Annotated in this window: 18 protein-coding genes and 1 riboswitch; of the genes, 5 read left to right on the forward strand and 13 right to left on the reverse strand. The window is 38.9% G+C overall.

What is annotated here, in order from left to right; all coding sequences use genetic code 11:
* Positions 1-5: 5 nt before the first annotated feature.
* From ppc to ACXAE4_RS23735, 5 genes are all read right to left on the reverse strand, one after another.
* Positions 6-2,774, reverse strand: a complete 2,769-nt coding sequence (ppc, locus tag ACXAE4_RS23715) for a phosphoenolpyruvate carboxylase (protein ID WP_475237051.1) — start codon at positions 2,772-2,774, stop codon at positions 6-8.
* Between the two features lie 393 nt (positions 2,775-3,167).
* A complete protein-coding gene (locus ACXAE4_RS23720; RefSeq protein WP_013055518.1) occupies positions 3,168-3,677 on the reverse strand; it encodes an acyl-CoA thioesterase in 510 nt (169 codons plus the stop codon).
* A 191-nt stretch (positions 3,678-3,868) separates the two neighbouring features.
* Positions 3,869-4,006 carry a hypothetical protein gene (locus ACXAE4_RS23725; protein ID WP_167387308.1) on the reverse strand — a complete coding sequence of 46 codons (138 nt, stop codon included), beginning with the start codon at positions 4,004-4,006 and terminating at the stop codon, positions 3,869-3,871.
* 130 nt (positions 4,007-4,136) lie between these two features.
* Positions 4,137-5,006, reverse strand: coding sequence for a DUF5105 domain-containing protein (locus tag ACXAE4_RS23730; protein WP_475237053.1), 870 nt, complete (start codon positions 5,004-5,006; stop codon positions 4,137-4,139).
* Between the two features lie 354 nt (positions 5,007-5,360).
* Complete coding sequence (locus ACXAE4_RS23735) at positions 5,361-6,956, reverse strand: APC family permease (RefSeq protein WP_028412286.1); 1,596 nt, start codon at positions 6,954-6,956, stop codon at positions 5,361-5,363.
* 56 nt (positions 6,957-7,012) lie between these two features.
* Positions 7,013-7,091: riboswitch (ZMP/ZTP riboswitch) on the reverse strand.
* 386 nt (positions 7,092-7,477) lie between these two features.
* Between ACXAE4_RS23735 and ACXAE4_RS23740 the strand changes: the two genes are divergently transcribed.
* From ACXAE4_RS23740 to ACXAE4_RS23750, 3 genes are all read left to right on the forward strand, one after another.
* Complete coding sequence (locus ACXAE4_RS23740; RefSeq protein WP_080754378.1) at positions 7,478-8,077, forward strand: cupin domain-containing protein; 600 nt, start codon at positions 7,478-7,480, stop codon at positions 8,075-8,077.
* Between the two features lie 355 nt (positions 8,078-8,432).
* Positions 8,433-8,636 (forward strand): DUF3311 domain-containing protein, encoded by a 204-nt coding sequence (locus ACXAE4_RS23745; RefSeq protein WP_013055514.1) that lies wholly within the window; start codon positions 8,433-8,435, stop codon positions 8,634-8,636.
* Positions 8,636-10,135 (forward strand): sodium:solute symporter family protein, encoded by a 1,500-nt coding sequence (locus tag ACXAE4_RS23750; RefSeq protein WP_028412288.1) that lies wholly within the window; start codon positions 8,636-8,638, stop codon positions 10,133-10,135. Before ACXAE4_RS23745 ends, ACXAE4_RS23750 begins: the two co-directional genes overlap by 1 nt.
* A gap of 31 nt (positions 10,136-10,166) precedes the next feature.
* Here the strand turns inward: ACXAE4_RS23750 and ACXAE4_RS23755 are convergent, their stop codons facing one another.
* On the reverse strand, positions 10,167-11,597 hold the full coding sequence (locus ACXAE4_RS23755) for an alanine/glycine:cation symporter family protein (RefSeq protein ID WP_028412289.1): 1,431 nt from the start codon (positions 11,595-11,597) through the stop codon (positions 10,167-10,169).
* Positions 11,598-11,700: 103 nt separating this feature from the next.
* Positions 11,701-12,690 (reverse strand): glutaminase, encoded by a 990-nt coding sequence (locus tag ACXAE4_RS23760; RefSeq protein WP_028412290.1) that lies wholly within the window; start codon positions 12,688-12,690, stop codon positions 11,701-11,703.
* 266 nt (positions 12,691-12,956) lie between these two features.
* On the opposite strand from ACXAE4_RS23760, the gene ACXAE4_RS23765 reads away from it, so the two are divergent.
* Complete coding sequence (locus ACXAE4_RS23765) at positions 12,957-14,207, forward strand: ATP-binding protein (RefSeq protein ID WP_033578101.1); 1,251 nt, start codon at positions 12,957-12,959, stop codon at positions 14,205-14,207.
* Between the two features lie 4 nt (positions 14,208-14,211).
* Positions 14,212-15,150 (forward strand): response regulator, encoded by a 939-nt coding sequence (locus ACXAE4_RS23770; RefSeq protein WP_028412292.1) that lies wholly within the window; start codon positions 14,212-14,214, stop codon positions 15,148-15,150.
* A 39-nt stretch (positions 15,151-15,189) separates the two neighbouring features.
* Here the strand turns inward: ACXAE4_RS23770 and ACXAE4_RS23775 are convergent, their stop codons facing one another.
* Genes ACXAE4_RS23775 through ACXAE4_RS23800 form a run of 6 tightly spaced genes read right to left on the reverse strand, consistent with a single transcriptional unit; the run spans position 15,190 to position 21,282 of the window.
* On the reverse strand, positions 15,190-15,798 hold the full coding sequence (locus ACXAE4_RS23775; protein WP_154973543.1) for a malonate decarboxylase holo-ACP synthase: 609 nt from the start codon (positions 15,796-15,798) through the stop codon (positions 15,190-15,192).
* Positions 15,786-17,486, reverse strand: a complete 1,701-nt coding sequence (gene mdcD / locus ACXAE4_RS23780) for a biotin-independent malonate decarboxylase subunit beta (protein ID WP_033578098.1) — start codon at positions 17,484-17,486, stop codon at positions 15,786-15,788. Before mdcD ends, ACXAE4_RS23775 begins: the two co-directional genes overlap by 13 nt.
* Entirely contained in the window at positions 17,473-17,775 is a 303-nt protein-coding gene (locus ACXAE4_RS23785; protein WP_028412295.1) for a malonate decarboxylase subunit delta, read from the reverse strand. Before ACXAE4_RS23785 ends, mdcD begins: the two co-directional genes overlap by 14 nt.
* Positions 17,776-17,802: 27 nt before the next feature.
* Positions 17,803-18,660 carry a triphosphoribosyl-dephospho-CoA synthase gene (locus ACXAE4_RS23790; RefSeq protein ID WP_028412296.1) on the reverse strand — a complete coding sequence of 286 codons (858 nt, stop codon included), beginning with the start codon at positions 18,658-18,660 and terminating at the stop codon, positions 17,803-17,805.
* Positions 18,661-18,665: 5 nt separating this feature from the next.
* A complete protein-coding gene (gene mdcA / locus ACXAE4_RS23795) occupies positions 18,666-20,318 on the reverse strand; it encodes a malonate decarboxylase subunit alpha (RefSeq protein ID WP_154973544.1) in 1,653 nt (550 codons plus the stop codon).
* Positions 20,319-20,355: 37 nt separating this feature from the next.
* Positions 20,356-21,282, reverse strand: a complete 927-nt coding sequence (locus ACXAE4_RS23800) for an ACP S-malonyltransferase (protein ID WP_028412298.1) — start codon at positions 21,280-21,282, stop codon at positions 20,356-20,358.
* Positions 21,283-21,472 lie beyond the last annotated feature (190 nt).

Genomic DNA, 21,472 nt, shown 5'->3' on the forward strand with positions numbered 1-21,472 from the left:
TATCATCAGCCTGTGTTACGCAATCCTGCTGCAATGCCGTTAATCGTTAATAATGCTTCTTTTAAAAGTTCTTCATTTAACGTTTCAGCCTCATCTTCACGCAGCTTGGAAATAACCTTAACTTGCAAGAAGGTTAGAGGGTCCACATACGGATTTCGTAATTTAATAGATTCTTTAATCGTAGGAAGATGATCCATTAATTCTTTTTGCCCCGTGATTTGAAGAATCATTTCTTTCGTAACATTATACTCTTTTTTAATAGCGGTAAAAATCCTCTCTGAAATAACCGGATCTTGTACCATTTCTGTGTATTCTTTTGCTGCCATTAAATCTGCTTTTGTTAAAGCCATTTGCAGGTTATCGACGGTCGAGCGGAAAAATGGCCATTCTTTATACATTTGCTGAAGAAGCTGTATATCTCCGGATTTCTCTACTAAATGCTGTAAGCCCGTACCTGCAGCGTACCAGGCTGGAAGCAGCTGTCTGCTTTGCGTCCATGCAAATACCCATGGAATTGCTCGCAAGTCTTCAAAGCGATCACTTCCTTTTCGACTCATTGGACGTGACCCAATATTTAAAGCCCCGAGCTCAGGAAGAGGTGTAGCTTGTTTAAAGTAGGTTAAAAAGTCTGGATCGTTGAAAACAAGCTCTTGATACTTACGTAACGAAGCAGTTGAAATCTCGTCCATTGTTTCTTCCCATTCATGTGTGCGAATATCACATTGTTCAGCTTCTTGAGAAACATTTGCTGCCGCTGTAAGAAGAGCTGAGACCGCTTGTTCAAGGCTTCGGTAAGCAATGTCATATAAAGAGTATCTAGAAGAAAGAACTTCTCCTTGCTCTGTAATTTTAACACCGTCTCCTAGCGTCTCAACAGGCTGAGATAAAATGCTTCGGTTTAACGGACCTCCTCCTCGGCCTAGTGAGCCGCCTCGGCCATGGAAAAACTTCAGACGAACTTGATACTTCCTCGCCATATCGTGAATTTCCTGCTGCGCTTTGTAGAGCTTCCAATTAGCGGTAAGCGTTCCGCCATCTTTGCTTCCATCTGAGTAGCCAAGCATGATTTCCTGCAAATCCTTCTGTTTTCTTAAGTGCTCTCGATAAAAATCTAATTGAAATAGCTGTTCCATAATCTTAGGACCTGCTGTGAGATCATCGATCGTTTCAAGCAGCGGAGCTATATTTAACTTGCTTTCAATGCGGCCATCTGCATGAAGGCGGTAAATACCCGCTTCTTTGGCAAGTACCATGACTTCTAACAAATCACTTGCAGACTGCGTCATACTGATTAAGTAGACTTCAATGGATCTTTCTCCAAATTCTTTATGTGCTCGATGTATCATGTTAAATACTTCAATTACTTGCTGCGTTTCTTTAGAGTAATTCTCTACAAACGATAGCACAGGTCTTGGGTCTTGAAGAACTTTCCCTAGCAGCTCAACTTTTTTCTCTTCTGTTAACGCTGAATAATCTTCAGCTAAAGAAACAGCATGGAAAATTTCTTTGATTGCCGCTTCGTGTTCTCCGCTGTGATTACGGATATCAAGCGTTGCTAAATGAAATCCAAACAGCTCAACTTGGCGAATTAATTTACACAAGCTTTTCAGCTGATAATCTTGAGGCTGATGCTTTTGCAAGCTATCTTTGATGAGAAACAAATCTTGTAAAAGTTCTTCCGACCTTTGATAACCTGCTTCCGACTCTCCGACTAAATTTAATTTATGAAGCATAATCGTAAGCTTGCAGCGATATACTTCGTGTTTGATTCTCCATCGCTTTTTCTCAGGCAGCAGCGATATTTCTTGATTAATAGAATTAAGAAGGTTATCTGAAACCGCGACTCTTTTTGTAGACTGACTTAACCTTTGTCTCAATTGAGTAAGCGACTCTTTATATTTACGAATAGCTAACTTCCTTTGTTTGACAAGCGTTTGCCACGTTACTTTAGGAGTTACGTTTGGATTTCCATCTCGGTCTCCGCCAATCCATGAACCAAATCGAAGAATATTAGGCACTTTCCAATTTTCTTCGGGGTAATTCTCCTGCAATGAATTTTCCAATTCCTGATGAAGTTGAGGAAGCACTTCAAATAACGTTTCATCAAAATAATATAATCCATTGGATACTTCATCCATTACGGTTGGCTTGCGATTTCGCAGTTCATTTGTTTGCCATAAAATCAACACTTCGCTAAACAGTCTTTCTTCAATTTCTGTACGTTCACGTTTTGTTAACGTTGGATTATCCAAGTTTTTCAGAAGCTCAGCCATTCGTTTATGAATATCAAGGACACTTCGTCTAGTGGCTTCTGTTGGATGTGCCGTGATGATAAGCTCAAGTGATAAAGTTTGAAGCAAATTAGCAATTATATCTGGCGCCACGCCATTATTTTTAAGCGAAACAACGGCGCTTTCCAATGAACCCGGCTGCATAATAGAATCTTCTTGCTGCTGATATTCCCGTCTGCGACGAATTCGATGATTTTGCTCTGCAATATTAACTAAATGAAAATAAACGGCAAACGCCCGAATAACCTGCGCGCGCATCGGCTGTTCAAGAGTAACGATTTCATTTTTTATTTCTTTATAGATGGCTTCATCTTTGTTTTCTCTAAGTGATTTTGCCACTTCGCGTATTTTTTCTACTTTGTTGAGCAGTTCTTCTCCACCTTGATGAACCAGAACTTTCCCTAACAATTGACCGAGAAATTTTACGTCACGGCGCAGGGCAGTGCTGCTGTTTTGTCTTTCTGTTGCTTCTACTGTTACCATTAGACACGACACCTTTCTTTATAAATGTTGTACTTTTTAAACTTTTTAGAAAATTATATTAAATTCATATTACCATGAACGAAAATAAATTTCATATAATTTTGTTTCCTCCTCTCGATTAGGAGGAAAGATTCATCAAATATAAAAAAGAGGATGAGGCATAACGAAATGAATCCAATCCTAAGACGAACAAATGGGATACATAAGCTGAACCGCTTGTGACACCGCAGTTGATTGGAAGACTTCACCTCTCCTTTCAATCAACTGCTAGAAAGAACGAAACAGCTGAAACCTACGTTCACCATAACAAAAAAAACGAACCACTAATCAAACGTGTTGATCAGTGGTTCGTTTTTCACTTGAGCTAAAATACTTTTCAGCCTCTCTTTTATGCTACCAAGGTTGTCCTAAATCCAACACTGAGGCTAGTTCATTGCTTTTTTTACGCACTTGTTTACGTGTGGCAGCACGATCTGCCCCCGTTTGAAACAGATATTTTTCTTCTTCTGTTTCTGGAATAAGCTCCGGTACTGCGCGGGGCTTTCCATCATCATCCATTGCCACAAAAGTTAAAAATGATGTAGCTGCAATTTGACGCTCCCCGGTTTTTAAATTTTCTTTAATCACTTTCACAAACACTTCCATGGATGAACGACCTGTCCATGATACGTATGACTCCAAACATACAGAATCCTGAGGCGTAATAGGGTGCAGAAAGTGAATAGAGTCTGCTGAAGCCGTCACACACTCTGTACGACTGTGACGATAAGCTGAAATGGACGCAATCATATCAATATCACTCATTAATTTTCCGCCAAATAACGTATTGTGATTATTAATATCATTAGGGAAAATGCGGCTCGTTCGAACGGCCTTTGTATCTTTACAATAATTTGCTTTCATTAGTAAGAACCTCCATTGATGCCTATCATAATAAGAATAAAAGAATGAATGAACCTATACTAGCATATTTCGATAAATTTAGCTTTACAAAAAACTCGTTGATTTATTTACAGAAAACAAAAAAGAGGTTGAGACATAACGAAATAAATCCAATTGAAAGACGAACAAATGAGATACATGAGCTGGACTGCTTATGACACCGCAATTGATTTCCGTGCAAGGCTTCGCTTTCCGCGGGCGGGCGCTGAGCCTCCTCGTCGCTTACGCTCCTGCGGGGTCTCACCTGTTCCGCTTTTCCCGCAGGAGTCTTCGCCTTGCCCTCCAATCAACTGCTAGAAGGAACGAAACAAATAAAACGATATGCACCATCGCAAAAAAACGAACCACTCATCAAACAGATTGATGAATGGTTCGTTTTTTACTTGGGCTCAACTATTTTTGTCCTAGCCTCTTTTTTGTCTATCGAATGTAGCTCGATCCAAACGTTTTACCTAAAGAGTCACTGTATAGGTCACTTGACTTCACAGTCCATTTCCCATCTCCTTTCACCATAAAAATTCGTAGCGGACGACTTCCTTCTTTCGTTTCTAATTCATTTACAATATCTTTGAATTTAGAAGCCGCAAACTCTTCAGAGTGTTTTGTATCGTAATCTTTTGTTTCATCTGTATATGCTCTCTTAAGCTGCGATACGTATGAATATAAGTCTGATAAATTAACAGTAGTGTACTCCACTTCTACTACAGCTTTATTATTTGCATTGGCAATCACATTTGTCTTTACGCTTGCTTTTTCTTTCAAAACATCTTTATACATGTTAAAAAAATCTTTTTTTGCTTTATCGGTTAAACTATTAGAAAACGCACCTTTTAATTCCTCATTAAACGCTTTTTTCTGTTCTTCTATGACAGCTGTTTTGTCCGCTGTTACATATTTATCATAATCTACATTTTCTTTGTTTAAGTAAAGAACTTCCGTGTAAGCTTGCAGAGCTTTTTCTGGGTCTTGCAGCTTATTATAGCTTTTCGCGTATTTCTTCGTATCCAGTGTTAATGTTACTTCGTCAATTTCTTCATCATAATCAGATGATTTTGGCTGAAGCCCAATTTTGTACTTTTTATCTTTTTTGACTTCAAAGACGAACATTAATTTTTTTTGCTTCCCAGCGCCAATCTTGTCAGATGAACTGCTTTCTAGTCCAAGTTCCCTACTGTTCACTCCCGTTTTTGGAGATAATTGTTCATCTCCTTCATATAAATACACACCGTCGTAATCCGATAAAGATATACTGTTTTTGGATACATTTTTCACTTTTAAATCAACTTTCAACAGCCCCTTTTCTTCACTTGTAGCTCCTTCATCACTATCTACTAAAATATAAGAAGCGCTGTCAATAGATGCTTCAATCGCCTTATTTTTAGCCGAAGTGGATCTCCCGTTTCCTTAGAACTGTTACAAGCCGCTAATACTAGCATAAGTACAAAAACCAAAGCCAAAACATTCATTTTTTTCACAGCTGTCCAATCCCCTTTATTTTGTTTTTTTAGAACTTTATCCCAAATAAAGGTTCCCTCTGTGTAAATCCTTAAACCTTAAAATCTATTTTTTTACAATATTTTGATAAAAACTAAGTCTAAATTCTCCATTCATCTAAATAAAAACACGAGCACCGGCTCGTGTTTTTTATTTAGATTTAAAATTTTCTTGATTGATTTGTTCAGCTTCTTTCATATATCGGTTAGATTTGCCACTTTTAATTCCCCAGTAATAAAAGGCTAATGATACGCAAGCAATCACTAGCATATCCCATCCGAAAGGTAAAATATTTTTGCCTCCGAATTTTTCGCTTCCTATGTAGGAAATAAAAATCATGCACGCTAAATAGATAAGCATCCAAGCCCCGGTTAAAAATTCTTTTTTAAAGCCCACCCATTTATTTTTCGCTTGGTAATAAAAATAAACTGGCAGGCCAATTGCCATAATAAAAATCACTTCACCTGTAAGTGGCCACCTTGCCCAGTAAAGCGTCAAAGAAGCAAAAACGAAGCCGCATGGCGCAATAACTGATGCCCCTTTTAAATAAAATGGACGGTAAAAGTGTGAAGCCGTTTTTCTTAATGTTATAAGCGCTACAGGGCCCATAATATAGGAGATAAGCGTCGCTACTGAGATCACTTCTGCTAAGACACCCCATCCTCTAAATAAAAAGAGAAACAAAAAGCAGGCTGCTAAATTTAGCCACATAGCTGGGCGCGGGACATTGTAAAGTGGATGAAGAGTACCAAATATCTTTGGCAAATATCCATTTTGCTGCATCCCGTATAACATTCTAGAAGTCGTTGCCGTATATGTAGCACCTGTGCCGGAAGGAGAAACAAATGCATCTGCGTATAACACAATTGTTAGCCAGTTAATTCCAAGCGCAATCGCTAAATCAGCAAAAGGAGAATTAAAATTCAAATGATTCCATCCATCCGCAATTGATGACGGACTTACTGCTCCGATAAAAACAATTTGTAATATAATGTATACAATTCCAGCAATAAAAATTGAACCAATTACAGCTACCGGAATCGATTTATTAGGTGACTTTGCTTCTCCTGCCATATTTACAGGACTTTGAAACCCATTAAATGCAAACACGATACCTGATGTTGCCACTGCCGTTAAAACACTCGCCCATCCGTAAGGTGCTACCCCATGCTCACTTGAAAAGTTCCCGCTATGAAAACCAGCAAAAAATAAAGCCCCTGCCGTTAAACCAGGAATAATTAATTTAACAATCGTAATAAATGAGTTTGCTTTAGCAAAGAGATTTACCGTCCAATAGTTCACAAAAAAGTAAATGAATAATAACAGAGACGCAACTGCCAACCCCTTGGACGTTAAAATGCCATTGTCTACTAATTCATGAGTCCAGCGAGCCCATTTCCACGGCCAAGTACTCATATATTGCACAGATGCAATAGCCTCCACTGTTATCGTTGAAGCGATTGAAATCCAGTTAGCCCAAGCAGCCAAAAATCCAATAAATGATCCGTGTGAATACTGAGGATATTTAACCATCCCCCCTGCTTGCGGAAACATCGCGCCCAGTTCAGCGTACGATAGGGCAATGGTCAAAATAACTACCATTCCAATAACCCATGAAAAAATAGCCGCGGGTCCTGCAATTTGAGCTGCTTTCCATGCTCCAAACAGCCATCCTGAACCGATAATCGAACCTATGCCTGTCATGGTTAAAGCAAATGTTCCCATCTTCCTTTGCATATTGCTCATCCAAATCTACTCCTCTTCCCTAGGAAAATAAAAAAAACACTTGCGAAATTTTCTCAAGTGTTTGCCCAGGCGCGCGGCTTATACGCTATATGCTCCCCCATGGTCATCCATGTTGCGCCAGTCACATATAGGAATATATTTTTTATCAGTATATAACATTCATTACTATTACTCAATACACAAAAATGTTTACATTACTTTTACAAAAGTAATGAATTATTCGTAAAATTCAGAATAAATCTTCTTAAAATCTCTTCCTAATTACAAAAAACAACTAAAACTCTAACCTTGCTTATTATTTGTTTCTTTTACTTCACGAGCATATCATCTTCTAAAAATTATATTAATATATATTATTCATTTACAAAATACGAATTAACATCTATATATCCATAGAATTCTTGCACTAGCCCCTTTACTTATATACAATATGAAGAAAAGATACTAAAGTAAACTGCCCACCACTTAGCTACGCTTGAAGTGGGAGACTTCTTTTGGGAAAACGTTAACACCTACATATCATGCACTTCGCAACGAATGAAGTACTTCGAGCAAACTTCTCTGTTTACGCAAGCAAAAAACAGGGAAAATTACGAAAAAAGATTGTTAGAGGGATGCTTATGAATTATGCAAATGTAAAAGTTCTTTATTTTGATGACGACGGAACCATTCCAAATCACCCTCGTCTTCCAGTTTTGTTGTATGAACACGTATTTATTAGTAAGAAAGAGAAAGTAGAGAGCATTTTTAATTCTCACAACTGGAAAAACAGCTGGGTAGGCGGCATATATGATTTTCACCATTACCACAGCAATTCTCATGAAGCACTAGGTGTAATTAGCGGATCTGCACGCTTAAAACTAGGTGGACATATGGGAGAAAATATCGTGGTGCATGCTGGGGATGTACTCGTACTCCCTGCAGGTACAGGACATATGCGTCTGCAGTCAACTGCTGATTTTAAAGTGGTTGGAGCTTATCCAGAGGGCATGGATTACAACTTACGAACAGGAAAACAAACGGATCGCCCTCACGTATTTGATGAAATTGCACAAGTACCTATTCCTACAACAGATCCTGTTTATGGCGACAAAGGACCATTGACAGAGTGGTGGAACTAGACAAGCACTTATTGTCTAGTTTTTTTATTTGCTCGTTTTTATAGCTTCCATAAATCTATATTTGAACATACAAATTCTTTTTCTTTAATGCAATAGCAATATACTTTATCTCATCGAGAAAACTACCTTTCTTCTTTTCCGTTCTTTTTTTGTTTCAAAGGCAACTGCGCTTAGGTTCTCCCCTGCTTTTTCTTCCCTAATCATTTCAAATATCTTCTTCTCATACCCTTTTTTTGTTTTTCTAAAAAAATTTTCGTAATTTATAACGAAATTTTCAAAAAACTTATTGCTTTACTATGTCAGACTTGCTATCATAGTGAACATTGTTAGATAAATTTTAGAGGAGGAGTAAAAATTGAACAGAAAATTCATAATATTTATTTTATTCATCATTCCGTTTATTGCTCAATTCGCTTTTTTACCTTTTGTAAATAACATTCATCCAATTATTTTTGGATTACCTCTTTTGCATTTATGGTTATTTTTATGGGTCTTCTTAACGCCTGTGTGTACATTTATCATTTATCGTTTACAAAAATCTTGGGGGGACATTGAATAATGCAAGGAAATTTAACCGCACTTTTAATCACATCAGCAATTGTTCTTGTCGTTATCGCCATTGGCTTTATAGCAGGACGTGACAAATCATCTAGAAGCTCCGTTGAAGAGTGGGCTGTAGGGGGAAGACGTTTTGGAAGCCTGCTCGTCTGGCTTTTAGTAGGAGCAGATTTATATACTGCTTATACATTCCTAGGTCTTACAAGTACAGCTTATCAAGGAGGAAGCATCGCATTTTTTGCCATTCCTTACTCTGTTTTAGCCTTTTTAATTTCATACTTTTTTCTTCCAAAACTTTGGACTGTTGCTAAAAAGCACAAACTTACTACACTTGCTGATTATGCTAGAGAACGTTTTAGCAGTAAATTTCTCTCCTCTTTAATTGCCATAGTAGGTGTATTGATGCTTATTCCATATATCGATCTTCAGCTTAGCGGTATTCAAGATACTCTTCGCGTTGCAGGAACTGGCTACATTAATGTAAAAGCTGTCGTTATTCTTTCATTCTTTCTTGTGGCTCTTTATACTTTTTTCAGCGGAATTAAAGGTCCCACTTATACGGCAATTATTAAAGATATTTTAGTATGGGCGATTATGTTATTTATGGTTGTTTCTCTGCCAATTATGCATTTTGGAAGCTGGGGCAACATGATTGACAATGTTGCAAAGGATGCACCTCAGCTATTAACGATCCCAACACAAGGACCTAAGGGCATTCCATGGTTTATTACAGCATCACTCGTATCTGCTTTAGCTTTATTCATGTGGGCCCACGCTGCTACAGGTGTTTTCACTGCTAAAAGTGCAGATTCGCTTCGTAAAAATGCTGTCTTCTTACCTCTTTACAATATTGTTTTAATTCTAGTCATCTTCTTAGGGTTTATTGCTTATCAAGTATTACCTCAAGATACAACGGATCCTAGATTAGCATTATTAACCTTGATTCAATATTCATATGGTGGCATTGGCCAAGGGTTAGCTTATGCAACGATTGCTCTTGCTTCATTAATTCCATGTTCTATCATGGCTATCGGAGCGTCTAACTTATTTGCAAATAATATATTTAGAGATTTAATTAATCCAAATGTACAGGGTAAAACATTAACAATGGTTACTCGTTCTATGGTTTTTGTTGTTATTGGACTGGCACTTTTATTCGGTTTATTATTCCCACAAGCACTTGTTTCCCTACAGTTACTAGGGGTATCCGGCATGGTACAAATCTTCCCGGCTATTGTTATCAGCCTGTTTTGGAGAAATCAATCGAAAGAAAGTACGATTGCTGGATTAGTAGTAGGGCTGGTTGTAACGTTTACCGTTCATGCCACAGGAAATTCATTTGGCCTTTATGAAGGGTTCTGGGGATTATTATCTAACCTACTCGTAGTTTTTATTTTAAATCCAATCTTTGCTGCAAAAACCAAAGCAGCAACAAATGGCGTGAAAGAAACATTATTTTCTAAAGGCACTACGCAAACTGAATTAAAGAAAAACGCATAAAAAAAAGTTCAGCCAACTGGCTGAACTTTTTTTAGATAATATTCTCTTTTTCAGAAGGGGATGAAGTCGATTCTCTTTCCCAACATTCAATATTCTGATTGTTTTCTAATGCATCTTTATAAAAGACTGGATTTTTCCCTTCCTTTTTCTGCTGAGTATAGTCATGCAAGGCAGAAAAAGCCACTTTCGATAATAGAAAAATAGCAATTAAGTTCACCACTACCATCATCCCCATAAATAAGTCTGCCAGATTCCATACAAGCTGAAGCTGAGCAACCGACCCAAAAATAACCATCGCTAAAACGCCTACACGATAAGACCAAAGCCACATCTTATTTGAATTTAAAAATTCAATATTCGTTTCTCCATAATAATAATTGCCAATTAACGTACTAAAAGCAAATAGAAATACCATGATAGCTAAAAATCCTGATGCCCAAGAACCGATATGTGTACTAAGAGAAGCTTGCGTTAATTCAATGCCGCTTAGTCCCTGCTTATAGGCGGGAGATAAGAGAACGATAAATGCTGTGCTTGTACAAATCACGAGCGTGTCCGTCAAGACACCAAATGCTTGGATAAGACCTTGTTTAACTGGGTGACTCGTCACTGCAGTTGCCGCCGCGTTGGGAGCACTTCCCATCCCTGCTTCATTGGAAAACAGTCCGCGCTTTACTCCGTTGATTAACGTTGCACCAATTGATCCCCCAAGCGCCTGTTCAAATCCAAATGCATTTTTCACAATTAGAGATAGAACGGCAGGCATTTGATCAATATTTTTAAAGATGATGAACAGAGCCATTCCAATGTATAAAACGGCTAATACGACAACGATGTATTCCGATATCTTGGCGATGCGTTTGATCCCGCCAAAAATAATTATCGCAAATATAACTGTCATAATAATCCCAATCAATAAGCGGCTCGTTCCGAAAGAGTTCTCAAATGCCAGCGTAATCGTATTAGACTGCACAGCGTTAAACACCAGGCCAAATGACAGTGTAATGAGTACAGCAAATAGCCCGCCCATCCATCTTTTATTTAACCCTTTTTCCATATAGTAAGCGGGTCCTCCTCGAAATCCGTTTGACCCTTTTACCTTATAGATTTGAGCGAGTGTACTTTCTACAAAACTTGATACTGAACCGATAATGGCAATAATCCACATCCAAAATACAGCACCCGGGCCACCAAGAGCAATAGCAATCGCTATACCGGTAATATTTCCTGTTCCTACTCGAGCTGCCATGCTTATGCAGAAAGCTTGAAACGGGGAGACTCCCCCATCTTTAGCCGCTCGTCCTTCTTTCAAAACAAGTACCATTTCTTTCAACATGCGAAACTGCAAAAAACGAGAGCGGATCGTAAAATAAATACCGATTGATACAAGTAAAATAATTAATAAATTCGACCAAAAAAAATCATTGATGACACTAATTACACTTTCGATTGCTTGTTGCACGCCTATCACCTCATTAGAAAATTTGGTAGAACAAATGCAAAACATGAAAGTTTTTTCTCTTGGTGTTTATATTATTGAAGCGAATGAATAGTACGTAAATAGACTAAAAAATACTCAAATCCCATTCTTTTGCGATTTTTTTTAGCAGCGTAACGCCTTTTACGCTATTCCCGTACTCATCAATAGCTGGACTGTAAATTCCGATACCGCATCCGTCTGGGAATGGAGACTGCTTTTTCGTATTAGGTGGCACCAATGACATGATTCCTCCTGATACACCGCTTTTAGCTGGCATACCAACAAATGCCGCAAACTTTCCTGAGGCATTATACATACCGCATGTAAGCATAAGCGCTTTTGTTAATTTAGCTACTTCTTTTGGAATTACTTGTTTGTGAAACACTGGATGATATCCGTCTAATGACAGAATTAATCCAATCAGCGCAATATCTTCAGTCGTTACTTCAATTGAGCACTGCTTTAAGTAAACCTCTAGAACTTCTTCTACTTCTCCTTGTAAGTAGTTTGTTTCTTTTAAATAGTAGGCAAGCGCACGATTTCGATGAGACGTTTGCCATTCTGATTCAAAGACGGTTTCATTAATGAGTGGTGTTTTCCCAGTAAGCATTGTTATTACATCAAACAAATAGCTTAGTTTTTCTTTTGCCGTCTCTCCAGATAAAAGAGATGAAACCGTTAAAGCACCGGCATTAATCATAGGATTGAACGGCTTTCCTGGTTTATGCATTTCCAGTCTTATAATAGAATTAAATGCATCTCCAGTTGGCTCTACATCTACTCTCTCTAGTACGTAGGGAATGCCGCAGCATAAGCAAGCTGCTATAAAGCTAATGACTTTAGAAATACTTTGAAGAGTAAATACCGCTTCATAATCCCCAGACTGGATAACCGTTCCGTCAGCACCAATCAAACAAATACCTAATTGAGACGAGTCCATATCTTTCAGAGCGGGGATATAATCAGCCGTTTTTCCTTCTGACGAAAATTCTTTTATTTGCTCTACCCACTCGTGTAACTGCTCTTTTGCAGTGACCTGTAAGTAAGACATTTCCTGTTCAATTTCTCGTTTCATTAAAATCACCTCATCACTTCATTAACTTTTTATTTTAAAGCGCTTTCATAAAGCGGGATTTCATTTTCGTTTTTAATGTACAATGCAACCTACGAGAGCATACAAAAACCTACAAAACTTTTTGGAATTATATTTTTATCTTTGGTACTCTTCTCCATTGTGCTGGACGCTGTCACAATGTATACTAATTCACGAATCACTTCAGGAGGTGTAATTATCTGAATTTTAAATCTTTCATTCGAAAAGATCCGTACATTTTATTGCTCATGCTCATTACTGTTCCGCTGGCGGGAGAGCTAAAATTTTATCCGTTAAATGAAACGTTTCGAATTACATTTGGAGCTCCAACATTTTTCTTTTTCCTATTGCTTTTAAAACGAAAAACCGTTTTATCTGGCGGATTGTTAACCGCTTTAAGCGTCGTTCTCTTTCGCATCATGCTCGATTATATCACGCTCGATCATTTTCAATTTGCGGCTTCTGCACATACGCATTACCCTACGTTTTTCTTTTACTTTACGTATGCACTTTTATTTTTTATTTTTAAAGTAAGCCGCATGAACTATAGTGCTATTGTGATTGGATTAATTGGACTCATCATTGAAATAGCTGCTGATATAGTCGAACTAACTGCGCAGTATATCGTTTTGCACACAACCATTCATATCGATTCATTATCGGACATGGCCGTTATTGCTTTTGCTCACAGCTTCATTGTACTTAGCTTTTTTAATATGATGACAATTTATGAATCACAGTCACGAGAACGTCAAATTCGCAAACAAAATGAGCACATGCTAATGCTTATTACAAGCCTTTATGAAGAAACCGTTCATTTAAAAAAGACCCTTCATAATACAGAAGTGATTACAAAAGCCTCGTACGATTTATACCGTGTATTACATCAGCAGGAAAAAGATCATTCTGTGCTTAACCAATCGCTCAGTAAAAAAGCGCTTCGGATTGCCGGAGATATTCACGAAGTAAAAAAAGACAACCAGCGTATTTTTGCGGGCTTATCTAAAACAATTTCAAATGAAAGTTTCCAAAATTATATGAAAGCAGAGGAATTAATCGAGCTGATCGTACGCATCAACAAAAAATATGCCGATTCTCTTCACAAACAAATTAGCTTTTTTTCCTCTGTCACCGGGGAACATTTCAGCTACCACGTTTACACAATTTTATCGATCATTAATAACTTGGTAGCAAACGCAGTGGAGGCGATTAAAGATGAGGGAATGATTGTTTTATCCGTACATAGACAAGCTGAATTTGTAGAATTTCATGTACAAGATGATGGTCCTGGCGTGCCTTTGAAGTACGAAAAAGCTATTTTTGAACCTGGTTTCACCTCAAAATACGATCAATTTGGAAATCCCTCTACTGGAATTGGCCTTTCTTACGTAAGAGATATTGTTCAAGAACTTGGAGGTACGATTGAAGCTAAACAAGGAGATAAAGGGATGATTTTTATCATTCAAATACCTCTTTGTAGTCTAATTCAGAAAGGATGAGTTTATGCGATTTTGTATTACAGATGATGATTCAGCCATTCGTTCAACGCTCAGTCAGCTGATTGAAGATGAGGATTTAGGAGAAGTTGTAGAAGAAGTCGTAGACGGCAGCTTTTTAGATGCCTCTACGTTAAATTTAAAGCAAATTGATATTTTATTTATTGATTTACTTATGCCAGGACGAGATGGAATCGAAACGATCCGTCATTTAAAAGATTCATTTAAAGGAAAAATGATTATGATTTCACAGGTAGAGTCCAAAGAATTAATAGGAGAAGCCTATTCATTAGGAATTGAATACTATATTACAAAACCAATTAATCGAATTGAAATTTTAACGGTTATTCGAAAAGTAATTGAACGAATCTCTCTTGAGAAATCAATCGATGATATTAAAACCTCCTTGAATAGTTTAGCGACAGCCCATCACGCTCCTCCTTCAAGCCAGCCGATAACGAAACAAGCCCATCTATACGATGTAGGGAAATTCTTATTAGCCGAATTAGGTATTGTAGGAGAAAATGGTGCAAAAGATTTACTGGATATTTTACAGTTTCTGTACACTTATGACCAAAGAGAAAGTGTGGAAAAACATTTCCCTTCTCTAAAAAATATTTTTGTGAATGTCGCTGAGAAAAAATTGGGAGCTCACGCGTCTTCTATTGAAATTAATCGTGAAACCAAGGCTTGTGAACAGCGAATAAGACGAGCAGTTACTCACTCACTGAATCACTTTGCTTCTATTGGATTAACAGATTTTTCAAATCCAAAGTTTGAAAATTATGCTTCTAAGTTTTTTGACTTTACAGCCGTTCGTAAAAAAATGAAAGAACTGCAGGGAGATTCTAAAATTTTGCCGATTCGCATTAACACCAAAAAGTTTATTCAAATATTTTTTCTTGAAGCCAAGCGTTTGTTAAGCCAAGAAAAAAGCTGGTATTGACAGAAAAGACGGAAAAGGTGCAAATCCCTCATCCGTCTTTTATGCTAATTGATTCAGTTTTACTAAGGCAGGACCATATACAGTACGCAGAAGCAGCGTCTCTTCGCCTTTTGCGTATTCCGCTAGAGAAAAGGCTCCTTTTTCTGTTTCTACCTGTACATCTACAGAAACTGGGCATCTCTTTAGCTTACTGACTATCATTTCCGCTTGTTTCACCGACAAATAAGAAGAAAGGCGAATAAGTACATCTAAATCACTGGTTGTCGTGACAACTTCTTCACCGCTTGCAAGCTCGAACCCTACACTGCCGGTTGGTCCCCACGCAAATTTTTCAAAAATAATAGCCACCTCTTCCAAAGCGCGTATAGCTGGCATGTTTCTAGACTGGGCGTTTTGAAAAAATGAAACGAGATTTTCCGGCCTAATTGTTTGTTTAATGGCCTCCTCAGATAAAAAAGCACCAAAACGCTGATTCCTTCGTTCTCCTCTTACTCCAATAGGTATCAGTTTATCTCGGTGAACAGCACGCCTTACCACTACAAATGGAGCCTTGACTAATGAATATTCCACCCACTCGGGGATAGGTGTATAACTGATAAGCTTTGCTTCCTCTTTTAACTGAAGCAAATCATGAGCTATATATTCCATTGTTTTTCCAACTCACCTCTTACCCATAAAGAAGCTTTTCGCCCTTCCTTTCTTGCTTGCTCACTGTGCAGCCGGCTGCTTAAATCGTATACACCTTCACAGCGAACATCTTCTACTGCTCCAATTAAAATATCTTGAATCATTTGAACGTCGCGCTCTGTGGGCTGCTCTGCTTGAATACCGCTAACCAGCTCATATAAAGCGCCAAGTGAAGCAAATGATTTAATATCATAAGCCATGGACGGGACTTTCTTTGAAGCTTCCTCAAGTTCTTTTATACTTCTTTTAGTAATGCGCGCTGCCGACTGTTTGGACATGGCGTGAACATTCACTCCTTCGTCTTTTAAAGCCAAAATTCGATTCGATTGGTATCCATGAGCCAAAAATGCTCCTGAAATTGCTTTTCCGACAATTAACGTAATAACCGGATGACCTGCTAAGCGCGCTGCTGCATAAGCATCAGCTGCAGCAGCGCAAGCATAGTGAATACCTAGAAGTTCTTCATGATAGCCATACGCTTGACTCGGTACGTCCACAATGGCAATTATAGGGCGCGGAGATTGATTTCGATCTTCTTGTATTACTTCACGAACGTGCTTAGCAATTGCCCATCCTTCATCTAGTCCTACTTCCCCTTTTCGTGCACGTAAGAAACGATTATAAGGATTAGGTACAACCGATATATATCGGACCTTTTCTCTTCCTAGCAGTGCGTCTTTATAAAGAACGGAAGGAATTTCAAAATCTGCTTCTTCATCATTTATTAAAGCGTTAATCCACACGCGACCGCGGCTGTTAGGCATGCTACCTGGAACTTCGTTCAACGAGTAAGAGACTGCTGAAGGGATATGTTCATTTTTTGTTGCTTTATACAATTCTTGAAATTGATAAGGAGCCATTTTTTCTGAAGGATCAACCTTGCTAAGCAAATGCCTATAAAAATCTACTTGTTCTGTTTTACTAGCTACTTTTTCTTTTTTTTGAAACGTCTCTTGAACCGCTCGTTGAATAGCAGTAACATCATCCTGTGCTAATGTATCTGCAAACCCCGTTTCATAGCGTTGAATACCGCCAATCGTTTTCCAGATTAAGCTTCGGTCTCTTGCATCAAACTCTTCAACCCCCGCTTCTTGTTCGATCACTTCCGGGCCGTTAAGACCAAACCTTGCTTCTTTTGTCATAATGAGATAACTAAAGAGTGAAGCAGTGATAGACATTCCTCCAAAGCAGCCTACATTTCCTGAAATAACTCCGACAACAGGTGTATGCTCACGCAGAGCAACTACCGCTGAGCCAATTTCAGATATCGACAAAAGTCCATAATTCGCTTCTTGCAGCCTTACCCCTCCTGTATCGAATAGAAAAACAGGTCTAACAGGAACACCTTTTTTGTGATTATTAAGAGCTAATTCTAAAGCTCCTGCAATTTTAGCTCCCGATACTTCACCAATGCCTCCCCCTTGAAATCCTCCTTCTATTGAAATGACAACTGCTGGCTCCCCTGCTATTAGCCCACTTGCTATGATGACACCATCATCGCTTTGAGGAACAATATTTTGCTTAGGTAAATGAGGCGACTCGATCCCGTCAAAAGGGCCGAGCAGCTCACGAAATGTACCTTGATCTAAGATTGCCTGGGCTCGTTCTCTTCCATTTAACTCAATAAAGCTTTGATTATTCACTCCCATTTTCACTCACCTCCAAAGCTTGTGCAAGACGCAAAGCGACTACACCGGGCGTAGCACCGAAATCATTAATTACAATTTTCGCTTGAATCATATGAGCACTAAAAAACCGATCTAATACGGCTTTCCAGGTTTCACTAAACCCTTCACTTCCTGTTCGTACTGATACGTGAGCATGTTCTTCATCAGAAGGAACCATTAAGATTTCTAAATCCCCTGAACCAACAACGCCTACATGTGCGCGCTGAGTTAACTTTCGATCGGCTTTGTATTTAAACACTAACGTTTCCATTAGCCACTCACTCCTCCCTGCAGACGTTTATGATTCTTTAAAAAGAGATATTCGATCTAAAAATAATACAGCAGCCAGCAAATCTGCACTTCCACCTGGAGAAGCGTTAGATGATAGAAAAATATGATCTAACGCTTCCAGCCGCTGTTTTCCTATTGATGTAGATACCCCTCCAACTTCTAACACATTGGATGCCGCCATTTTAACCTCCTCTAATACAACTGGACCAGCACGATGCAAAATACACGTATCATCAAGATTGGCTATTAGTGTTACTAAAGTATCAATCCGCGCTGATGTTTCATGTATGCCTAGCTTGCGAGCCTTATGTAAAGCAGGCAAGCCTATATGAATCACGTGAGGAAATCCTTGCTTCGCCTCTCCAGCCGCTCCTTTTGCGCCATACTTTTTTTTCACACGAAGTCCATTAGATGAATGCAGAGTACAAAAGCGATCTGCATAACGAGCAATTTTTCCTGCAGCTTCTGTGATGGATGCAGGTGATGCTTGAATACCGCAAACCGCTGTTGCAGAAGCAAGTAGACCTAATGCCCAAATAGCTCCCTTGTGTGTATTGACACCATCCGTAGCCGCGTACATAATTTGTTCACCTTCGCGTCCAATTCGAGCAATTTCTTCCCTTAGCATCTGACTCGGCTGCTTTCCTTGACTATATAATGCAATCTGTGAGAAGGTCGGTTGTAAAGCATAAGCAGAGGCTAGAAGCGTCTCAATATTCATATCTTGATGAGATCCAGTTGTTGCTGCATCTACAAGCCCCGGCTTAGGTGTAAGTACCGCTTCATCAACCAAAGCGGTAACTGCCATTTTAGCTATCAGGCATGAAGAAAACACAGTTGTTTTTGGCTCTTCTTGAATACGCATATTTTTTACCAGCTCCTAAATTTAGCAGGCGGATTATATAAACCATCTGACCATTCTACTAAATCTTCTACACTTTTCGCCGCTAACAGCGAACGCTTTGCTTCCGTACGGCGAATCTGTAAATCTTCCGGAAAAGCCACTAAGCCATCTCTGCGCATTCTTTCCACTTTATTTTGGTTGTGCCGTAACCCTATAGGCGTTACCCCCGCTACTGCTTCAAGCGCTGCTTTTCTTTCTTCCAAGCTTTGTGCTTTATATAAATAAGCAATTCCTTCTTCAGTCACGACATGTGTCACATCATCCCCGTAAATCATGACAGGAGCAGTAGCTAAGTTTGCTTGTTTAGCTACATTTACCGCATCCAAAGACTCAACGAAAACAGGCTCATTTCCTGATTGAAAGGTTTCAACCATTTGTACAACTAGCTTTCTGCCTCTTGCTAATTCATGCTTATCGTTCATCATATCCAACCAAGCAGACGTAGAATGCCGTCGGCCTCTAGGATCATGCCCCATGTTAGGCGCTCCGCCAAACCCTGATAAACGTCCAGATGTGACGGTAGAAGAATTTCCTTCTCCATCTATTTGCAAAGTTGATCCCACGAAAGCATCTACCGCATATTGACCAGCGACTTGACACATCGCACGGTTTGAGCGCAGGCTGCCGTCGCGTCCTGTAAAAAATACATCTGGACGGGCTGCTGTGTATTGTTCCATTCCTACTTCTCCGCCAAAGCAGTGTACGCTCTCAATCCATCCGCTTTCAATAGCCGGAATTAACGTAGGGTGAGGGTTCAGAGCCCAGTGCTTGCATATTTTACCTTTCAGCCCTAACTTTTCTCCATAGGTAGGCAGCAAAAGCTCAATTGCAGCTGTATTAAAGCCAATGCCATGATTTAATGATTGTACGCTGTGGCGCTCATAGATACCTCGAATCGTCATCATAGCCATTAGAATTTGGAGCTCTGTAATATGACGAGGATCTCGGGTAAATAAAGCTTCCAATTGATAAGGCTGATTGGCCACGACGATACAATCAATCCAAGAAGCCGGAATATCAACTCGCGGAAGTTCTTCAACAAGTTCATTTACCTGCACAATGACAATTCCGTCCTTAAACGCTGTTGCTTCGATAATCGTCGGCGTTTCTTCCGTATTTGCTCCTGTATATAAGTTACCTTGTGCATCCGCTTTATCGGCAGCCACTAATGCAATATTGGGAATTAAATCAATGAAAAGGCGTCCGTAAAGCTCTAGATATGTATGAATTTCTCCCATTTTCAACGTGCCATCTTCAATCATTTGAGATACGCGAAGACTTTGAGCACCGGCGTACGAAAAATCAATTTTTTCAGCAATTCCTTTCTCAAATATGTCGAGGTGTTCCGGGCGTGAAATACTAGACATAATCATATGAAGACCGTTTATTTTATCAGCGCTTACTTCATTCAGCGCCTTTGATAAAAAAGATGCTTGCTTTTGATTGTCTCCTTCAAGCACTACTTTATCTCCGGGTGATATAAGCAATTCTAACGCTTCAATAATGTGTTCATTATCCAATAACTTTCCTTTAAGAAGTTGGTCTATTTTCGCAAGGCGAGCTGCTTTTTGATCTCGGCGGGTTGTCCATGATTTTGAAGTTTTTTTTATTCCACTCATGTTCTAGCTCCTTTCTTCTACTCCTAAATTAATGCGCTTACATTTTTTCTTTCTCCATTAAAATTAACACAGATTTCATAGTAGATTCGGCTGCAGAAATAGCCCTTGCTTCCGGAAAGCTCTTAGCAGTCAAATCCGTTAGTACTCTTCCTGGAGCCATTTCAATATATAATCTTGTACCCATTTCATACATAACTTCCGTCATATCATGCCAACGGACGGGCAGGGCAACACTCGCTGCCAGATCTTCCTTAATATCAGCAGCTTTCCATAATTTCCGAGCTTTACAATTACCTATAAAAGGAACGATCGGGTCTTTTCCTTTCACTTCCGTTATTATTTTTCGTAATTCGCTCGAAACTCCTTCCATAAGAGGACAGTGAGAAGGCACCTTTACATGAAGCATTTTGGTTTTCCTAGCCCCTTTTTTAGATGCTTTTTCAAGAACTTCCTCAATTGCTTTTAAGGTGCCAGAAAGCGTTATTTGATCAGGAGCATTTAGATTCGCTACGTAAACAGGAGCTGCATCGGTGGATATTTCATGTACAATAGAGAGAAGCTGATGTTCGCGCAGTCCCATTACAACCCCCATACCATAACCATCAGGATAGGCATTTCCCATCAGTTCCCCTCTTTTTCCCACAAGAAAAAGAGCTTCTTTAAAAGATAACACTTCAGATATAACTGCTGCTCCAAACGCCCCTATTGAATGCCCTCCTACCACGTCTGGCGAGTAACCTTTGTTTTTAAACGATCTAGCCGTAGCCACTCCTGCAATAAAAAGACATATCTGAACATTTTTATTATATTTTAATTTTTCTGACGAATCTAACGATAATACGTCTTGATTTAAAGCCTCACTTGCTTCTTCAAACGTAGTCGTTAATCCCCATTTATTTTTTATATCATGAAGCATACCAGCATATTGTGCACCTTGTCCTGGAAATAGAAATGCAACACTCATCGTGTTTCTCCTTTCGACTTTATATCACCCAAGGAGATAATGGATACTTTTATTATAAAGAACATAGAATCAATAACTCTAATACATATTTCTTATATATCCTATAACTTGAAATCTATATAAAAAGAGAGTTAGACATAACGAAATCAATGGAATCTGGAATCTAAAGATGAGCGAATTGGATAAATGA

The organism is Priestia sp. ABM2_011 (assembly GCF_056158845.1).